Here is a 17,628-nt window from a genome sequence, read left to right as displayed (position 1 = left end):
GCTTACTGCTCACACAGCGGCGGCCCGGCTGACGCCGGGCCGCGACTGTAACGTATCGCTTGCGATCACTGAGTGTTCTTCTCGCTCTGCGACATGATCTCCGGCGCCGTGAAATTCACGCCGCAGGGCGTGAACTGGTTCGGCGCAAAGAAGTTCGCATTGAGCTCGGGCCAGTAGTTGGTGCCGGGCTTGAGGTCCTTGTAGGTCGCGACCGGAATCGGGATCGAAATGAGTTGCGGCATGACGTTACCCTGCAACGCCGAGATCGCGGCCTTGGTGGCGATGGCGACCAGGGCGGGCGACTGGCCGTAGGACATGCCCTTCAGCCCGTCCTTGGCATAGGTGGCGATCTGCTTGCGGAATTCGTTCTCGCCCTCACCCGACATCGGCACGAAGGGATGCTTGGCCGCCATCATCGCCTGCACCGTACCGTCGGAGCCGCCTTGCGTGAACACGCCATCGAACTTGCCGTGAACCGCAAGCGCGTCCGCCGTCACCTTCTGCGAGGTGCCGGTGTCCCAATTCCCGACCACTTCGGTGATCTTGAAGCTGTTGCCGGGCGCTTCCATGACCTCGCGGAAGCCGATATGGCGGTCACGATCGACCGAATTTCCGGGCAAGCCGCGGACCTCGAGGATGTCGCCGGCCTTCTTGCCGCTTTCATCGATGATCCACTTGGCCGACATGCGGCCCATTTCCTTCTGGTCCTCATTGACCATCATCACCTTGTCGGTGTCGAGGACATTGTCGAAGGGGACGACCACCACGTTGTTCTTGTCAGCGAGGCGGATGATGCGGTCAAAACCGTCGGGCGCCACGGCGATGGTGACGATGGCGTCGAAGCCCTGATTGATGAAATCCTCCATCGCACCGAGTTGCGCTGCAACATCGGTGCCGGTGGAGACCACCTTGAACTCCTTGATGTGCTCCTTGATGCCGGGCTGCTCGGCGAAGGCTTTTGCCGTCTTCACCATCTGGATGCGCCAGGTATTGCCGACGAAGCCGTTGACGAGCGCGATCTTGTAGGGGCCCGGCTTCTTGTCCCACTGGAAGAACTTGGTCGAACTGGACCAAGGCTTGAAGCATCCGGGATCGGCGCCCGGGCCTGACACCACTTTGGGGCCTGCCAGAACAGTGACCGGGGTTAGCAGCAGGCCGGCGCAAGCCAGCCCCGCGAGACGAAGCGTCAACTTCATGTCCCTTCTCCTTAGAATCTTTTGCGTTCCACCCATGAATGGCCAAACGGCCGTGCCGGGAATTTGGCTTCCCGTGCAATTGCGTAGCTAACATGACACGCAACCTTCGATGCGCACAAGCCGAAGGCCGACCGCAGGTCGCGGCAGACATCGCACACGCCAAGGAAAGCCATCACGATCGCGGGAACCGCTACCGTGCTACGGAAGCGAGCTGAAAATGCACAGATGACAAATGGATGCCCGCATCTCGTATCGCGCCACGTGAATGGACGAGACATCGCAGCAAACGACACGCCGGGCTTCCCAGAGCCTGCCCCCGCAAGCGCGTCGTCAAAAGAATGAGACTCTGGGAAAACTGGCAGGGACTCGCCGGTTCCTGTTCAGCAACATAACGAAGCTGACGCAGCGCGCGCCGCACGACCATCAGGCTATCGTCCGATCATTTGATCGTGATCATAGCGCTTCTTGATCGCGATCATTTTTCCTCGCACATGGCTACCTTCGCGAACCGTCCGCCATCCGCGTCGCGAGCGCCGCCATCAGGGATTTGTGCAGGCGATCGTCGGGAGCAAAATTGTCGGCGAGCGTGCGGATCACGTCGGCGAAGCGGTTGCGATAGGTCGCCGCGCGCTTGACGTCGCCGATGGCGGTGAAGACTTCGGCGGCGCTGTCATAGACGCGCCAGGCCGCGAGCGGAAAGTTTTCCTTGTCGACGATCGAGAAGCCCGTCGTGAGGTTCGCCAGCGCTTCGTCGCGGTCGCCCGAGGCCACTGCAATCCGGGCCCGCAACCCGTGCGCCTGCGCCAGATGATTGAGGTCCGGCGCACGCGCCACATAGGCGTAGAGCTCGTCGGCCGCCCGCCGCGCCAGCGCGATGTCGCCGGTCCTGAGACCGTACTCGCCGAGACAGTGATGGAGCTGCGCATAGATCGTGTAGTCGAGCATGATGGCATCGGAGTCGAGCCGGCGCTGCACGCTGTCGAACTGGTTCTTCGCGCGCTGCGGCTCGTTGAGGCCGACAAAGGCTTTTGCGAGCACGGCGCGCTGGTAGAAGAAGGCGAACGGGTTTTCCGCGAGCACGCCTTCATCGACGCCCTCGCACAGATCGCGCGCGCCGGCAAAATCCATCGCCTCGACGTGCAGCCAGGCCAGCGCCAGGCGGCACAGCGCTATCGCCGGCGGGTTGGCGTTCTTTTCGGCGAGCGCGAGCGCCGCGATCGTCTCCCGCTGCAATCGGCGCCATTGGCCGAGATGGATCAAGGCCGTCGATTCCATCGAGTTGAACAGCACGAAGACATAGACGTCGCCGACCTCCTGCGCGAGCCGCTTGCCGTCGGTGCCGGTCTGCCGGCACGCCTCGTAGCGCGCGCGCAGGCATTCGAGAATGCCTTCGATGCCGCAGCGCCTGATCAGCGTGCTGTGATCGCGTGCGCCGGCGGTGACGCGCAGCGCCTCCTCGCAGAGCGCCGCGTCGCGCGCGTCCCATCCCTTCAGCCAGAGGTTTGTGCTGGCGCTGCTTCCCTGCACCATGGCCTTGAAGGCGTCGTCGGCCAGGGCCTCGCTCTTCGCCAGCGCCTCGTCCGAGGCCTGGAGGCACACGCGCCGATCGGCATGCAGGGTGAAACGGCTGACCGCGAGCAGCCCGCCCACCTCCTGACGAAGCTCGCCGGCCGCAGCCGTCAGCGCGATCACCTGCCTGAGATCGTCCACGGAGCCCGCGAGGTCGCCGGCCGATCGCCGCGCCCAGCTCCGCTGGCGCAGGAACGCCATGCGGACCGCGTCCTGCGCTGACGTGCCGATGCGATCGAGGATCGCAAGCGCACGCGACAGGTAGTTGATCGCTTCCTCGTGGCCGAGGCGGCGCGTGGAGTTTTCCGCCGCCTGGCCGAGATAGCGTAGCGCGCTTGGAAAATCCCGACCTTGCTCGAAATGCAGCGCGAGCGTGGACGCGATCTCGGCGGCGCGGCCGCGATAGGCCTCTTCCAGCCGCTTGCCCAGGCGATGATGCGTCTGCGCGCGCAGACCGGGGGCGAGATGCCGGTAGACCACGTTCTGGTAGAGGTTGTGGCGAAAGGCGTAAGTCCCGGAATAGGTCCCGTCGGGCCACTCCCCCGCACCGGAGCGGACCAGCAGATGATCCTTTCGCGCCAGCGCTTCGAGCTGACGCTCTGTCTCAATCGCATCGCGCGACAGGCCGGCCGCGACCAGGCTTGCGGAGAACTCGAGACCTGCGACGCTCGCGGCGTCGACGAGGCGCCGCTCGTCCTCCGTCAGGCGACCGATCTCGTGGGTGATCATGTTGAGGAGGTCGTCGGGGATATCGTGCCCGGTGATCGCCGCGGGCAAGGCGAGGTGCCAGGTGCCGTCGGTCTCGACGACGGCGCCGAGATCGATGAAGTGTTTTACCAGTGAGGTAACGAAGAGCGGCTGACCATGGGTGCGCTCGAATACCGGCTCCGACAGCGCCGATGCCAGTTGCGGATCGCGGAAGCGAAGCGCCAAATAGTGCTCGACGTCGTCACGCGCGAGCGGTTCGAGCGCCAGCCGCGCACAGAGCCCGTGGATCTCGAGATCCTGATGCAGCCGCCTGATCGGATGCGCGTCGATGACGCTGTCCGCCGGCCGGTACGAGCCGATCACGAGCACCGGCGCCGCAGCCGTTCCGCGCGCAAAACGCGAGAGCACGTCGAGCGTCGCGAGGTCGCTCCAGTGCAGATCCTCGAGCACGACGACCCAGGGCTGACGCGCGCTCATCGCCTCCACGAGCTCGCAGAATTCCCGCACCATGCGTTCGCGCGTCGCGCCAAAGACCTCGTCGCGCACGGCGGCGCGTTCGCTGGCGTCGATCGCGTCGGGAATCTGCAGCATCCAGGTCGGCGCATGGGTGCGGATCGTCGCGAGCAGATCATGGCCATCGGGCGCGCGGCAACGCGCCGCCAGTGCGTCGATCGGCGACTGGAAGACGTCGTCGATCCCGAAACGTTCGGTGCAACGGCCCGAGAGGAGATCGAACCCCTGCTCTTTCAGCCGCTCAACGGCCTTGGCGATGAAGGCCGTCTTGCCGATGCCCGCCTCGCCCGTGACGAAGGCGACCTGCCGTCGCCCGGCCAGCACACTTTCCGTCATGCGGTCGAGCGCTTCCAGCGACGCGGTGCGGCCGACAATCATCTGCGAGGGCGTCTCGTGCGGGTCGCGCACAGTCGTACCATCGCCTGCGGCCGGTTGGGTCATGCGTCGCGGCGACGGAGATGAAGCAAGTGCAGCGTGCGCGCTCTCAAGACGAACCGTTGGACCGACGAAGCGATAGCCTCGGCGTGGCATGGTCTCGATCCAGTCCGCGCCACCGGCCTCGCCGAGCGCGCGGCGCAAGGCCGAGATCTGAACGCTGAGATTGCTCTCCTCCACCGCCAGTCCCGACCACGCGGCTTCGATCAGATCGTCCTTGCTCACGAGTGCGCCGGGACGCTCGACCAGGATCCGCAACAGCGCCACCGCGCGCTGTCCGAGCGCGACCGGTTGGCCGTCGCGAAACAGCACATTCGCCTCGGCGTCGAGGCGAAAGGGCCCGAAAGCGTGGATGGTCGCCATCGCGGAACATCCCAGTTCGAAATTTTTTCGCAACTTCTTCGGCCGCCTTTCAGGACTTCGTCGGCCGTACGCCTAGGCTAGCAGAAAATCGGCCGGCGATCTGTGAAGTGATCGCCATCAGTTGGAGCGATTTTTACCGGTTGAGGGCCGCCGATGCCGCAACCGGCCCGTCTATTTGCCGCAATATGGAATGGAGCCTAGCCATGACAACATTTGCCCCCAAGCCCGATTTTCAGTCACCCGTCAGCGTGCCCGACCATGACGGTTGGATCATGTTCGGATACGCGCTTTTCAGCGTCCTGCTTTTTGCCGCCGCGGTTCTTGCAACCGGTGGCCCGGGTCTGCCGGACGCCGAATTCGCGGTGGCGCTGGCGATGCCATGACCAACGACCGATTGCGGCTCGCGGTGTGGTGTCTCGGTGCCTCGGTCGTCACTGCGGTCTGCATCTGGGTTTTCGTCGGAGCACCTCCGAACCAGGCGGTCGCCTTGTGGCGCAGCCCCGTGCTCAATCCCGCGCCGCGTTGATCAATCCATTTTCAAGAGCGGAGCTTGTCATGACCTGCCCATTTGAGACGATCGCGACATCGGCGCCCCGGCTGCGTGCCGCAAGACGTTGGAGGCGCGGACCATGAGACACGCCCCCTTCGTTGCCGCAAGCTTCGTCTTGCGCAGATACCGGCACGGCCGACGCGGCCTGTTCATCGCATTCCTGGAATCGGTGTATCGCTGGCACCAGCAGCGGGTGTTACTCGACGTATACGACGACGCGCTGCCGCCTGCCGACACAACGGATCAGCCCCGCCGGGAGCGACAACGCCCTGATATACAGGAGGTCGCCCGCCATTGGCTGCCGCATTGATCGCCGATCATTTGCGGTGAAGTGCAACGCGGAACAGGCGAGTTAGCCAAATCGCCTATGCCGGCGCGTGTTGACTTTCAAATCCTCCCTCTGGATACTTCGCAAAAAGCGCAGAAGTTGCCAGTCCGAAAACGACGGTTCAGTGGGAGGAACACGATGCCGACGTCACGCAGAACGCTGCTCAAGACTTCCGCCGCGGCCGCAGCCGCTTTCACTTTCGATTGGACGCGCGCGCAGGCCCAGGCCGAGACGGTGCGCATCGGCGTCATCTACGACCTGACCGGACCATTCGCGGCCGGCGGCTCGGTCGCCTCCTCGATCGGCGCGCAGACCGCGATCGACCTCGTCAATGAAAAGGGCGGCATCGGCGGCAAGTACAAGGTTGCGCCCGTCGCCGCCGACTCCCAGAGCAAGCCCGACGTCGCGATCAACGAGTCCGAACGCCTGATCAACCAGGAGAAGGTCGACATCATCCTCGGCGTCTATGCGAGCGCGCATGCGGTGCCGCTCGCGGCCAAGGTCGAGCAGCAGAAGAAGATCCTCTGGATCACGACCGCGGTGTCGACCGCCGTGTTCAAGGACAAGAACCTGCAATATGTGTTCCGCGCCCAGATCCACTCCGACCAGTACGGCCAGGCCTTTGCCGGCTTCATGAGCGAGCACGCGCAGGCCAAGCTCGGCATGGATGCCAAGGACGTCAAGATCGCATTGATCCACGAGGACGGTCCTTACGGCGTCGGTGTTGCTGCGGCGGACGAAGCCTATGCCAAGCAGGCCGGGCTCCAGATCGTGCTGCGCGAGGGCTATTCGGCCTCGGCGCCCGACCTCTCCGTGCTCGTCACCAAGATCAAGCGCGCCAAGGCCGACGTGATCTCGCATGCCGGCTACAATCCCGACATCACGCTGTTCCTGCGCCAGGCGCGCGAGAGCGGGCTGCGTTTCAAGATGCTGTTCGGCAACGGCGCCGGCTACAGCCAGCTCGACAAGCTGCGCGCGACCTTCGCCGCCGACATCGACAATTTCTGCAACATCGATCCGGTGCCTGCGCAATTGCTCGACCCGGCGAAGCTTGCACCGGGGCTCGGCGACCTGATCAAGACCATGGTGTCGCGCTACCAGGCCAAGACCGGCGCCACCGACGTGCCGCCGCACTGCTCGATGGGCTTTAACCAGACCTGGGTGCTGCTCAACAACGTGCTGCCAGTGGCCAAGGAAAAGTATGGCAGCTTCGAGCCTGAGGCCATTCGCAAGGCGGCGCTCGACGTCGACATTCCCGCCGGCGGCACGATCCAGGGTTATGGCGTCAAGTTCTTCCCGCCGGGCACACCGCTCTCCGGCCAGAATGAGCGCTCGACGCCGGTCGTGATGCAGAACGCGGGCGAGCACATCTCCGTGGTCTGGCCGACCAACATCCAGACCCAGGCGCCGGTGTTCCCGCTGCCGAAATCGTCGGTGTATGCGGCGTAGGGCTGCCGGCTACTGAAACGCGACTTCGGCGAAGCTGCGCAGCTTGCGCGAATGCAGGCGCTCGGATTCCTGCTGCTTGAGGCGCTCAAGCGCCTTCAGGCCGATTTCCAGATGCTGGCCGACGCGCTGGCGGTAGAACTCGCTGGCCATGCCGGCGAGCTTGATCTCGCCGTGCAGCGGCTTGTCGGAAACGCAGAGCAGCGTGCCGTAGGGGACGCGGAAGCGATAGCCGTTGGCGGCGATCGCGGCGGATTCCATGTCGAGCGCCACCGCGCGCGATTGCGACAGGCGGCGGATGACGGATGGCCCCGCGATCTCCCAATTGCGGTTGTCGACGCTTGCGACCGTGCCGGTGCGCATCACCCGCTTCAGCTCAAATCCTTCGAGGCCGGTGACCTCGCCGACCGCTTCCTCGAGCGCGACCTGCACCTCGGCAAGCGCCGGGATCGGCACCCAGAGCGGCAGCTCACGGTCGAGCACGTGATCTTCGCGGACATAGCCATGGGCCAGCGCATAGTCGCCGAGCCGCTGCGTGTTCCGCAGGCCCGCGCAATGACCGATCATCAGCCAGGCATGCGGCCGCAGCACCGCGACATGGTCGGTGACGTTGCGCGCGTTGGAGGGGCCGATCCCGATATTGATCAGCGTGATGCCACGATAGTTCGGCTGCACCAGATGATAGGCGGGCATCTGCGGGACGCGCGGAGGCGCAGTCCCCTCCGTGCCACCGCCGAGCCGCGCATTGTGCGTGATGACGTTGCCGGGCGCCACGAAGGCATCGAGGCCCGCCTCGGCCGCGGCCAGACGCTGCTGGCACAGTTGCACGAAGGCATCGACATAGAACTGGTAGTTGGTGAAGATCACGAAATTCTGGAAGTGCTCGGGATCGGTGCCGGTGTAGTGATAGAGCCGGCGCAGCGAGTAGTCGACGCGCGCGGCGCGAAACAGCGACAGCGGCTCCGGCGCCCCCGGCGGCAGCTCGATCGTGCCGTCGGCGATGGAATCATTCATCGTCGCGAGGTTGGGCGTGTCGAAAATGTCGCGCAGCGAGCGCATGCCGACGGCGTCGTTGGTGAGTGCCGCCTCGATGTTGATGTCGCGCCGGTAGGCGAAATGCACCGGGATCGGCTCATTGGACTCGCCGATCTCGACTGGCACGCCGTGGTTCTCGATGAGGAGGCGCATCTGCTCGGTGAGATAGGAGCGGAACAGGTCCGGCCGCGTCACGCTGGTTTCGTGCACGCCGGGCCCGGCGACGAAACCGTAGGAGAGACGCGAATCCAGCCGCGCGTGGGTGGCGGTCGTCATCCGGACGAAGGGGTAGCAGGCGCGCACATGGGTGGCGAAGGACTGGCCGTTGAGATAGGCCTCGAACCGGTCGCGCAGGAATTGGGTGTTGCGGTCGTAGATCTCCTCCAGCCGGGCGACGGCCGCCTCGGCATCGGTGAAGGCTTGCGTGGGGAGCGGCGGCGGGGATTCGATCATCGGTGACGGACTCGATTCGTGCGGTGGCTTGCTGCCTGGCAGCATATCACACCGACGGCCTCACAGCGTCACGCGCCGGCCCTCCTCCGCGGCCCAATAGCCGGCATAATTGACCTTGATCGTCTCATAGGCGAGCGCGAGGTCCGACAGCGGCTGCCGCCCGGTCGCCACGCATTCCATGAAGTCCTGGATCTCCTGCAGATAGCCGCGCGTCCATTCTTCCTCGAGGCAGACATATTGCCAGCCGGTTTTGCGGTCGACCTTTTCGGTGATGTAGACCGGGGCAAGCTTTTCCTCGGAGGTCTGGTAGCTGACGAGATGCGTATTCGGCGTGATGTTGGCGAACAGCGCACCGCCCGACGTATAGGTCTCGATGAGATTGCGCACGCCGCCCATGATCATGTCGCCGGAGAAGATCGTGGCCTTGGTGCCGTCGGAGAAGGTCGCGGTCAGCGTGCCCCAATCCTCGACATCGACGGGATTGGCCTTGATGTAGGCGCGCTCCTCCGGCTTGAGGCCGGCGGTGACGTTGCCGACGTCGCAGGTGACGCTGGCAACGCGAATGCTCTCTCCGCGCGCCTTGGCTTCGACCTGCTTGAGATAGAGCACGCCCGATAGCGGATGACAGCCCATGCGGATCAGCGAGCCGCCGCCGGTCATCGCCCATTGCGCGGCGTGCGCGGCATGCGACCCGGAATGGCTCTCCTCGCCCCTCATGAACAGGATCTTGTCCTTCGTCGCCCTGATGATCTCGGCTGTCTTGGTCACGGCCGGCGCATACACCCAGTCCTCGGCGTACATGAAGAGCTTGCCGCTCTTCTCGATCGCGGCGCGGGTCGCGTCCATCTCCTCCAGCACGTGCCGGTACATCTGCGCCTTCGGCACATGCTTGCCGATCGGCTGCCTGTCGCCTTCGCGGCCAAAATAGCCGGCGAACGGTTTTTCGCAGATGACGTGCTTGCCGGCCTGCATGGCCTCGACGATCATCGTCGTGTGCAGGTTGGGCGGCGTGCAGATGTCGACGACGTCGATCTCGGCGTCCGCAATCAGATCGCGAAAGCTGCGATAGACTGATGGAATCTGATGATGGCGTGCGAACGCAACGACCTGATCGCCCCGCGCCGCCACCGCCCTGACCTCGACGTCAACGCCGTAGACACGCTTGTAGGCATACATATGCAGCTCCGACACGAAGCCGCAGCCCACGAGCCCCACCCTGATCCTTGCCATCGCGCCCTCGCCCCCGGTTTGGGCGGCACTATAGCGCGGCTGCCAGCCTAATCCACCGAGACGCGCACCACGCCTGCGCTCATCATGCCGAGCGCGCGGGCGGCGGGGACGGAGAGATCGACGATGCGGCCACGGATGAAGGGACCGCGATCATTGACGCGGCATTGAATCGAGCGACCGCCATAGGACACCCTGAGCACGCTGCCGAACGCACGCGTGCGATGGGCACAGGTCATCTCCCCGTTCTTGCCGGCTTTGCTATATCCGTAGTATGAGGCAAGCCCGCTTTCGGCATGGGCGTCAGAGAGGACGGGAAGAGAAAACGTCGCAACACAGATCGATGAAATCGTCAGCGCTCGCACGGCACCGCTCCCGGTTGGCCCTGCCCCGCGCTCAAACGTCTGACTGTTCCCGGAAGTTCCGATGGAACTGCCGGGAACGATCCCGGCAGGTCCATCAAAGATTGTTACGGCTTGTGGAACACCAGCGTCCGCAACTCGATGCTTTCGCGCGGGGCGGCGTCCGCCGGCGTGGTCGGATCGACGAAGGCAGTGTGCGGAGCGAAGCGGGTGCGGCCGTCGGTTGCGGAGTCGTAGCACTTCAGCAGCAGCGCCTCGTCCGGCGTCATCTCCGGGAAATAGAACCAGCGGTGATTGGGATTGTACTTGACTGAATAGGTCTCGCCGCGCCGGTTCGGATATATCAGGTCGGAGGCGACGAGATCGTCAGGCGCAACGGTGGTGCCGTCGGCCATCGCCAGCGGCGAATCCCTCAGAGGACCCCGGATCGGGCGCCAGAGATTGATCACCTGCACGCGGCCCTTCAGCAGCTCGTCGGCTTCATCGGGCAGATGCTCGCGTACGCGGTTCGCACCGGAGAGAATGGTCTGGTCGACATGGACGCGCGTCGCCGGCTGACGCGGACCGCCGCCTCGGATGTCGGCCGCGCCGTCGACGCGCTTGCGCACGGTGTGATCGAAAATGACGACGCGATCGGCCTTGAGCGTTGCCCTGAGAAACGCCACGACGGCGGGATAGTAGACCGACCTCACCTCCTCGTCGTTATAGAAGTCCTTCACCCGCGTCGGGTGGCGCACCAGCCCAAAGCCTTCGCGGTCGAGCGAGAAATTGTCGGCGATCAGGCGCGCGTCGAAGATCGGCACTTGATGCGGCTCGGGCAGCGAGGTGCTTTTGGGCTCGCCCGGCGGTGGATCGAACGCGTAAGTGCGCGGCTTGCCCGAGGTCGGTGCGAGATAGTTGAGTTCGGCGGTGACGAAGGGAAGCGATTCGATTTTTGTTTCTTGCAGGCCCATGGCCAGGATCTCCCGGGTTCATCGTCAATTTGATTTTTGACGGCGAGCATCGGGCGGCAAGGGGCGCGATGTAAATAGCAACAAGGCTGTTGCCGACAGCGACATATGCAGCACGAATCTTTCGGCGATTGCGGTTGCGCCGAAGGTCTCGTTCTCTGCTCACGACCACTTGATCCGGGAATGAAACAGCCGGCCCAACGGGGCCGGCTGCACGGATGGCTCTCGCTCTGACTTACTGCCCGGACGACCGCTTGAACGAGTCCCACGCCGCCTGATTGGCGCGGTCGAACGCGGCGCGCGATTCCGTGAGCGCCGTGCTCCAGGCGCTCCAGGATGCCGCGCCGGCCTTGGCGAGCTCCTGCAGTCTTGCTTCCGCGGCCGACGCGCCCGCCTTCATTTCCTGGGCGCTTGCTTCCATCTTGGCGCGACGATCGGTGGCGAATTCGGCTGACGAGGCCTGGAATTTCTCCGCAGCCTCCCGCCACGCCTTGACCTGCGCGGCGCCGATCTCCTCGAAGGCGGTCTGCTGCTGCTTGGCCTGCTGCATCGCCTTCTCGAGATATTTGTTGGCCTCGCCCTGAAAGGCCGTCCATTGCGTGTCGAGCTGCTGCTTGGCTTGCGCCCAGGCAGCCTCGCCCGCCTCGCCCTGCTTCTTCATCTCGCCGAAGAACGCTTCGCGCCGGCCGCGCAGGTCCACGACGGTTTTTTCCGTCGCGGCGCGCGCGTCAGCCGTGAGCTGGCTCATCCTGCTCTCCAGCGTGCCGAGCATGGCGTCCATCTCGTCGATCCGTTCCTTGGCCCAGTTCAGATAGAAATGCGCCTGGCTTGCCATGGATGCCTCCCGCCGTGCTCACCAGTAACGGCGATAGTAGTGACGGACGTAGGGGCGGTACGGCCGATAGTAACCGTAGCGCGGGCCATAATAGGGACGCACCACGCGATAGGGCCGATAGTAGCGGCGATAGCCGTAGTACGGCGCGTAGCCATAGGACGGGGCATAGCCGTAGGACGGCGCGTAACCGTAGCCGGGGCCATAACCGTAATAGGCCGGCGCATAGCCATAGCCATAGCCTGGATAGCCGTAGCCATAACCATAAGGCGCGCTCGCGATGGCGCCGCCAATGATGGCGCCGGCCGCAAGGGCACCGAAGCCCAAACCCCAGCCGCCGCCGCGCCAATGCACCGGCGTCGTGTCGTCAGTGACCATTGCCTTCATCGTTGCGACATTGGTCGGCATCGGCGCCGCCGCGGCCTGCTCCACCTGACCGGCCATGACGACGCTCGCCAGCGCGCAGGCCATCGCCGTTTTCCAGATACTCATCGCCTTACTCCCTGTCTGACGTTTCGCTCGGAAAAAGATCGCACACCATGATCGAATTTATTTGCGCTGAGTCAAAGCCTTGATTTGCGGTTCCGATCCCGCGTGCAGCGCACAAGGCGCGCGGAGCCGGCGGAGGGGCGCCGCCGGCAATGTTCTGGCCAGCGAGTTTGGCCGAGTGCGGCGTGGCTGGACAGCTACTTCATTGTCACATGCGCTGGAGACACCGAGGCGACCAGATCCTCGCGGTCGGGCTTGTCGCGCATGAACCAGCTCAGTTTCAGATCGACCTTGTGCAGCGTCCCCGAGCCGAGCAGGCAACCGGCAGCGGTCGGCACGACGACAAAATCGTTGCCGAAAGCCAGCACGTCGATGCGATAGGATTGCGCCTTCGCATCGAGCAGCTCCCAATGCCCCTGAAGCCGCTGTCCGTGCCGATCGCTGTTGACGATCGCGCCGCCATGCTCGTTCAGCGACATCGTCCAGGCGCCGTCGAACGAGACGGTCTCGGCGCAAGGCGCCAGCACCTGCCAGGCGGCTTCGAGATTGCGCGCCGGTTGAAGCTGATCCTGGGGACCTGTCAGGTAGGCGAGTCCGACGGTCAGCAGTCGAAACAGGCCAAGCAGTCCGTAAGCGGAGGCCATCGCTGAATCCAATCATATAAGTAAGCAATTCGAAAAATATGACGCAGCCTACCACTTCCTCCCGACCCCGGGGTAGGCGCCACTTCACAAAACGCGGGAAATCGAGAGACAGGTGACGCCGAAGCCGCCCCGCCCCGGCTGGCCCCGGGCCGATCCCTGTGATTTGATCGAGCCGGCCCGAAATTCGGGCAATTCGGGGGGAAACCGCATGAAGCGGCGGGCTTTTCTGCGGCTTGCGGCGGGTGTCGCGGCCACCTGGCCGGCGGCCGCGTTGGCCCAAAAGGATGCGAGCCCGCCTGTCATCGCGATGCTGGTACCGGGAGGCGCGGAGCTTGCCCGGCAACGGGTCGAGGCGGTGCGCGCGGGCCTGAAGGAGATGGGCCTCGTCGAGGGGACCGGCTACACGCTCGCGTTGCGTTTTGCGAATGGCGACTTCTCGCGGCTGCCCGGACTTGCAAGGGAGCTCGACGCACTGAAACCTCGCGTCTTCGTCGCCTCAGGTGCGGCCGTGCGCACGATGCGGGACGAATTGCCGAACGCGCCGCTGGTCTTCACCTCGTTTGCGGCCGACCCCATCGCGTACGGGCTCGTGCGGAGCTACACGAAGCCCGGCGGGATGGCGACCGGCAATGTGATGAACGCCGTCGGGGGCGAGGAAAGCCTGACCGAAAAGCGCTTCGGTTTCTTCAAGGAACTGGTGCCGAACCTGACGCGCCTCGGCATGATCGGGACCGAAGCCGGCGTACTCGCAGCGATGGAGCAAAGTGCGCTGGGACGCGTCGCGCCAAAACTCGGCTTTGCGCTCTCACCCTATCTGATCAAGACGCTCGACGACCTCGACGCGGCGTTCGCGGCGGGCGTGAAGGACGAGGTCAGCGCGTTCTACATTTCCGGCGACTCCGTACTCTACAACAACATGGCGCGCGTCATTCCGCTGGCCGCGGCCACGAGCAAGCCGACGCTCGACGTCTACACCGACTGGGCGCGTGCGGGCCTCCTGATGAGCTACTCCGCCGATCTGCTCGACGACTTCCGGCGCGCCGGCATCTACGCCGCCAGGATCATCCAGGGCGCACATCCCGGCGATCTCCCTGTCGAGCAGGCCAGCAAATTCGTGCTGATCGTCAACCTCAGGACCGCCAGGCAGCTCGGCATCACCGTGCCGGCCACCCTGCTGACGCTCGCCGACGAAGTGGTCGAATGAGAGAACGGCCGAGCAACCAACATGCCGCTTTCCGAATTGTTATCCGTGCCGTTAGAATTCGATGCCGTGGCGGCCCGGCCGGCCTTTCGAGAACGGAAGGTTTGAAGCGATAAATCAGCGTCCTCGGGAGGATGACATGAGTAGAGTTGGAAATGAGCCGCTGGCGCGCCAAGCCCTGGCCTTTGTTCTGGCCGGGGGACGAGGGTCGCGACTGATGGAGCTCACCGACCGGCGCGCCAAGCCTGCCGTCTATTTCGGCGGCAAGTCCCGCATCATCGATTTCGCATTGTCCAACGCGGTCAATTCCGGCATTCGCCGCATCGCGGTCGCAACCCAGTACAAGGCGCACAGCCTGATCCGGCACCTGCAAATGGGCTGGAACTTCTTCCGCCCGGAACGTAACGAGAGTTTCGACATTCTCCCCGCCAGCCAGCGCGTCTCGGAGAACATGTGGTATGTCGGCACGGCTGACGCCGTGTACCAGAACATCGACATCATCGAATCCCATGGCGCGAAATACATCGTGCTGCTCGCCGGCGATCACGTCTACAAGATGGACTACGAAATCATGCTGAAGCAGCACGTCGAGAGCCGCGCCGACGTCACGGTCGGCTGCCTCGAAATGCCGCGTGCGGAATCCTCCGGCTTCGGCATCATGGACATCGACGACGACGGCGTCATCAAGTCGTTCCTGGAGAAGCCCGCCGATCCGCCGCCGATGCCCGGCAAGCCCGACAAGTCGCTCGCCAGCATGGGCATCTATGTCTTCGATTCCAAATTCCTGTTCGACGAGCTGAAGCGCGACGCCGACGATCCGAATTCGAGCCATGATTTCGGCAAGGACATCATCCCCTATGTCGTCAAGCATGGCCGCGCCATCGCGCACCAGTTCTCGAGCTCCTGCGTGAGGTCGGGCGACGATCCCCGCTCCTACTGGCGCGACGCCGGCACCGTCGATGCCTATTGGGCCGCCAATATCGACCTCACCGACGTTGTGCCGGAGCTCGACCTGTTCGACCGCTCGTGGCCGATCTGGACCTACGCCGAGATCACACCGCCGGCAAAGTTCGTCCATGACGAGGAGAACCGGCGCGGCCAGGCGGTGACCTCGCTGGTCTCTGGCGGCTGCATCATCTCGGGCGCATCGCTGCGCCGCTCGCTGCTGTTCACCGGCGTGCGCATCAATTCCTTTGCCAATGTCGAGAACGCCGTGATCATGCCGTATGTGAATGTCGGACGCGGTGCGCGGCTGAAAAACGTCGTGATCGACCGCGGCGTCGAGATTCCCGAAGGTCTCGTCGTCGGCGAGGATCCCTTGGAGGACGCCAGGCGGTTCCGCACCACCGACCAGGGCATCTCGCTCATCACCCAGACGATGATCGACGGGTTGAATAAATGACGTCCATTCGCGTCCTTGCGGTCGCTTCCGAAATCTATCCGATTATCAAGACAGGGGGGCTGGCCGACGTCACCGGCGCGCTTCCCTCTGCGCTGGCGGCGCATGGCGTCGACATGCGAACGCTGGTGCCGGGATATCCGAGCGTCATCCGCGCGCTTCCGGACGCCGACGAACTGTTGCGCTGGCCCGAATTCTTCGGCGGCCCGATACGCGTGCTCGGCGGCGCGCGCGACGGCTTCGATCTCTTCGTGCTCGACGCGCCGCATTTGTACGACCGGCCCGGCAATCCCTATCTGACATCCGAAGGGCACGACTGGCCCGACAACGGCCTGCGCTTCGCCGCGCTCTCGCGCATGGCGGCGGAGATCGGGCTTGGTGCCATCCCCTCTTTCGTGCCCGATATCGTGCACGCCCATGACTGGCAGGCAGGGCTCGCTCCGGCCTATCTGCACTACGCCGACCGGCCGCGGCCCGGCACCGTCATGACCATCCACAACATGGCCTATCAGGGCAAGTTTCCCTACGAGATGCTGGGCCCGTTCGGGCTGCCGCCCGGTTCGTTCAACATCCATGGCGTCGAATATTACGGATCGATCAGCCTGCTCAAGGCCGGCCTGCAATTCGCCGATCGCATCACCACGGTGTCGCCGACCTACGCCCAGGAAATCCAGAGCGATGAAGGCGGCATGGGGCTCGGCGGCCTGCTGCGCGAGCGGTCGGGCGTCCTGAGCGGGATCCTCAACGGCATCGACACGTCCGTCTGGAATCCGGAAACCGATACGCACATCGCCTACCGCTTCAGCGCCGAGGACCTGCCGTTTCGCGCAGCGAACAAGGCGGCACTCCAGCGGCAATTCAACCTCGATCCCTCGCCGGACTCGCTGCTGCTCGGTGTCATCAGCCGGCTGTCGTGGCAGAAGGGCCTTGACCTCCTGCTGCAGAACATCCCGACCGTTCTCGGCGAGGGCATGCAGCTCGCGCTGCTCGGCAGCGGGGATTCGGACCTGCAGGAAGGCTACAAGGCTGCGGCGCGCGCCCATCCGGGCCGCATCGCCGCCGTGATCGGCTATGACGAGATCCTCGCGCATCTCGTGCAGGCGGGCTCGGATGCGCTGGTCGTGCCGTCGCGCTTCGAGCCATGCGGCCTGACGCAACTCTGCGCGCTGCGCTATGGCGCCGTCCCGATCGTCGCGCGCGTCGGCGGCCTGGAGGATACCGTGGTCGACATCGGCGAGGCCGATTCATCGGGCAATGCTGCGACCGGCTTCAAGTTCGGCCCGGTGACATCGGACAACCTCGGCGCCGCGCTGCGCAAGGCCAACATCGCGTTTCACGATCATGTGACCTGGCGCCGGCTGCAGCAAAGCGGCATGGCGACCGACGTCTCCTGGCGCAACCGGGCCGGCCAATATGCCGCGCTCTATCGCGACATCATGGTGTCACGCCGGGTTTGAACGGGGTTCGCTGCCGCATTTCCCATCAGCGAATCCATGCTATGCAGCCGGCATGGAACCGTTCGTCGTCAAAATGCTGGGGTTTGCGGCCGCAACCTGCACCACCCTCGCCTTCGCTCCGCAATTCATCAAGGTCTGGAAGAGCCGCTCCACCGAGGACATCTCGCTCGGCATGTTCCTCGTGTTGGTGCTCGGTATCGTGCTGTGGCTCGTCTACGGCCTGCTGTCCGGCGATGCCCCGCTCGTCGTCGCCAACGCGATCACCTTCGTGCTTGCGGGCGGCATTTTGTACATGAAGCTGAAATACGGGTGACGACCTCTTCCTTCTCCCCTTGTGGGAGAAGGTGGCGCGAAGCGCCGGATGAGGGGTTATCTCAGCGCACTCCAATGCAAGAGTGTCGCTCGCGGAGAGAGACCCCTCACCCGTCTCGCCGCTGAGCGGCGAGCCACCCTCTCCCACAAGGGGAGAGG

General features: G+C 64.4%; 16 protein-coding genes. 7 read left to right on the top strand and 9 right to left on the bottom strand.

Annotated elements, in window-relative coordinates; genetic code table 11:
* Positions 1-65 precede the first annotated feature (65 nt).
* Together C2U70_RS25210 and C2U70_RS25205 are read right to left on the bottom strand one after the other, a co-directional pair.
* Complete coding sequence (locus tag C2U70_RS25210) at positions 66-1,196, bottom strand: sugar ABC transporter substrate-binding protein (RefSeq protein WP_140981334.1); 1,131 nt, start codon at positions 1,194-1,196, stop codon at positions 66-68.
* A gap of 495 nt (positions 1,197-1,691) precedes the next feature.
* A complete protein-coding gene (locus C2U70_RS25205; RefSeq protein WP_140981333.1) occupies positions 1,692-4,784 on the bottom strand; it encodes an ATP-binding protein in 3,093 nt (1,030 codons plus the stop codon).
* 107 nt (positions 4,785-4,891) lie between these two features.
* Between C2U70_RS25205 and C2U70_RS25200 the strand changes: the two genes are divergently transcribed.
* From C2U70_RS25200 to C2U70_RS25195, 3 genes are all read left to right on the top strand, one after another.
* A complete protein-coding gene (locus tag C2U70_RS25200; protein ID WP_140981332.1) occupies positions 4,892-5,167 on the top strand; it encodes a hypothetical protein in 276 nt (91 codons plus the stop codon).
* Complete coding sequence (locus tag C2U70_RS33170) at positions 5,164-5,310, top strand: hypothetical protein (protein ID WP_186294457.1); 147 nt, start codon at positions 5,164-5,166, stop codon at positions 5,308-5,310. Before C2U70_RS25200 ends, C2U70_RS33170 begins: the two co-directional genes overlap by 4 nt.
* A 490-nt stretch (positions 5,311-5,800) precedes the next feature.
* The gene (locus tag C2U70_RS25195; protein WP_140981331.1) at positions 5,801-7,111 is read left to right on the top strand and encodes an ABC transporter substrate-binding protein; all 1,311 of its coding nucleotides are present in this window, start codon (positions 5,801-5,803) and stop codon (positions 7,109-7,111) included.
* Between the two features lie 9 nt (positions 7,112-7,120).
* Here the strand turns inward: C2U70_RS25195 and C2U70_RS25190 are convergent, their stop codons facing one another.
* From C2U70_RS25190 to C2U70_RS25160, 7 genes are all read right to left on the bottom strand, one after another.
* Positions 7,121-8,596 carry an AMP nucleosidase gene (locus C2U70_RS25190; RefSeq protein WP_186294456.1) on the bottom strand — a complete coding sequence of 492 codons (1,476 nt, stop codon included), beginning with the start codon at positions 8,594-8,596 and terminating at the stop codon, positions 7,121-7,123.
* A 60-nt stretch (positions 8,597-8,656) separates the two neighbouring features.
* Positions 8,657-9,826, bottom strand: a complete 1,170-nt coding sequence (locus C2U70_RS25185) for a Gfo/Idh/MocA family protein (protein ID WP_140981329.1) — start codon at positions 9,824-9,826, stop codon at positions 8,657-8,659.
* 47 nt (positions 9,827-9,873) lie between these two features.
* Entirely contained in the window at positions 9,874-10,188 is a 315-nt protein-coding gene (locus C2U70_RS25180) for a septal ring lytic transglycosylase RlpA family protein (protein WP_140981328.1), read from the bottom strand.
* 104 nt (positions 10,189-10,292) lie between these two features.
* Positions 10,293-11,138: a CmcJ/NvfI family oxidoreductase gene (locus C2U70_RS25175; RefSeq protein WP_140981327.1), complete on the bottom strand. Its 846-nt coding sequence runs from the start codon at positions 11,136-11,138 to the stop codon at positions 10,293-10,295.
* A 232-nt stretch (positions 11,139-11,370) separates the two neighbouring features.
* A complete protein-coding gene (locus C2U70_RS25170; RefSeq protein ID WP_140981326.1) occupies positions 11,371-11,970 on the bottom strand; it encodes a hypothetical protein in 600 nt (199 codons plus the stop codon).
* Between the two features lie 18 nt (positions 11,971-11,988).
* Positions 11,989-12,459 carry a hypothetical protein gene (locus C2U70_RS25165; protein WP_140981325.1) on the bottom strand — a complete coding sequence of 157 codons (471 nt, stop codon included), beginning with the start codon at positions 12,457-12,459 and terminating at the stop codon, positions 11,989-11,991.
* 194 nt (positions 12,460-12,653) lie between these two features.
* Complete coding sequence (locus tag C2U70_RS25160; RefSeq protein ID WP_140981324.1) at positions 12,654-13,100, bottom strand: hypothetical protein; 447 nt, start codon at positions 13,098-13,100, stop codon at positions 12,654-12,656.
* A 208-nt stretch (positions 13,101-13,308) separates the two neighbouring features.
* Here C2U70_RS25160 and C2U70_RS25155 point away from each other — a divergent pair, with 208 nt between their 5' ends.
* The 4 genes from C2U70_RS25155 (at position 13,309) to C2U70_RS25140 (ending at position 17,470) form a co-directional block, all read left to right on the top strand.
* On the top strand, positions 13,309-14,304 hold the full coding sequence (locus C2U70_RS25155; protein WP_140981323.1) for an ABC transporter substrate-binding protein: 996 nt from the start codon (positions 13,309-13,311) through the stop codon (positions 14,302-14,304).
* A gap of 136 nt (positions 14,305-14,440) precedes the next feature.
* Complete coding sequence (glgC, locus tag C2U70_RS25150) at positions 14,441-15,703, top strand: glucose-1-phosphate adenylyltransferase (RefSeq protein ID WP_140981322.1); 1,263 nt, start codon at positions 14,441-14,443, stop codon at positions 15,701-15,703.
* Positions 15,700-17,157, top strand: a complete 1,458-nt coding sequence (glgA, locus tag C2U70_RS25145; RefSeq protein ID WP_140981321.1) for a glycogen synthase GlgA — start codon at positions 15,700-15,702, stop codon at positions 17,155-17,157. Before glgC ends, glgA begins: the two co-directional genes overlap by 4 nt.
* A 52-nt stretch (positions 17,158-17,209) precedes the next feature.
* Positions 17,210-17,470 carry a SemiSWEET transporter gene (locus C2U70_RS25140; protein ID WP_140981320.1) on the top strand — a complete coding sequence of 87 codons (261 nt, stop codon included), beginning with the start codon at positions 17,210-17,212 and terminating at the stop codon, positions 17,468-17,470.
* Positions 17,471-17,628: the final 158 nt, after the last annotated feature.

Source organism: Bradyrhizobium guangdongense (assembly GCF_006483445.1).
Classification (GTDB): Bacteria; Pseudomonadota; Alphaproteobacteria; order Rhizobiales; family Xanthobacteraceae; genus Bradyrhizobium; species Bradyrhizobium guangdongense_A.
The sequence above is the reverse complement of the archived record's forward strand: the minus strand, read 5'-3'. Positions and strand labels throughout refer to the sequence as shown.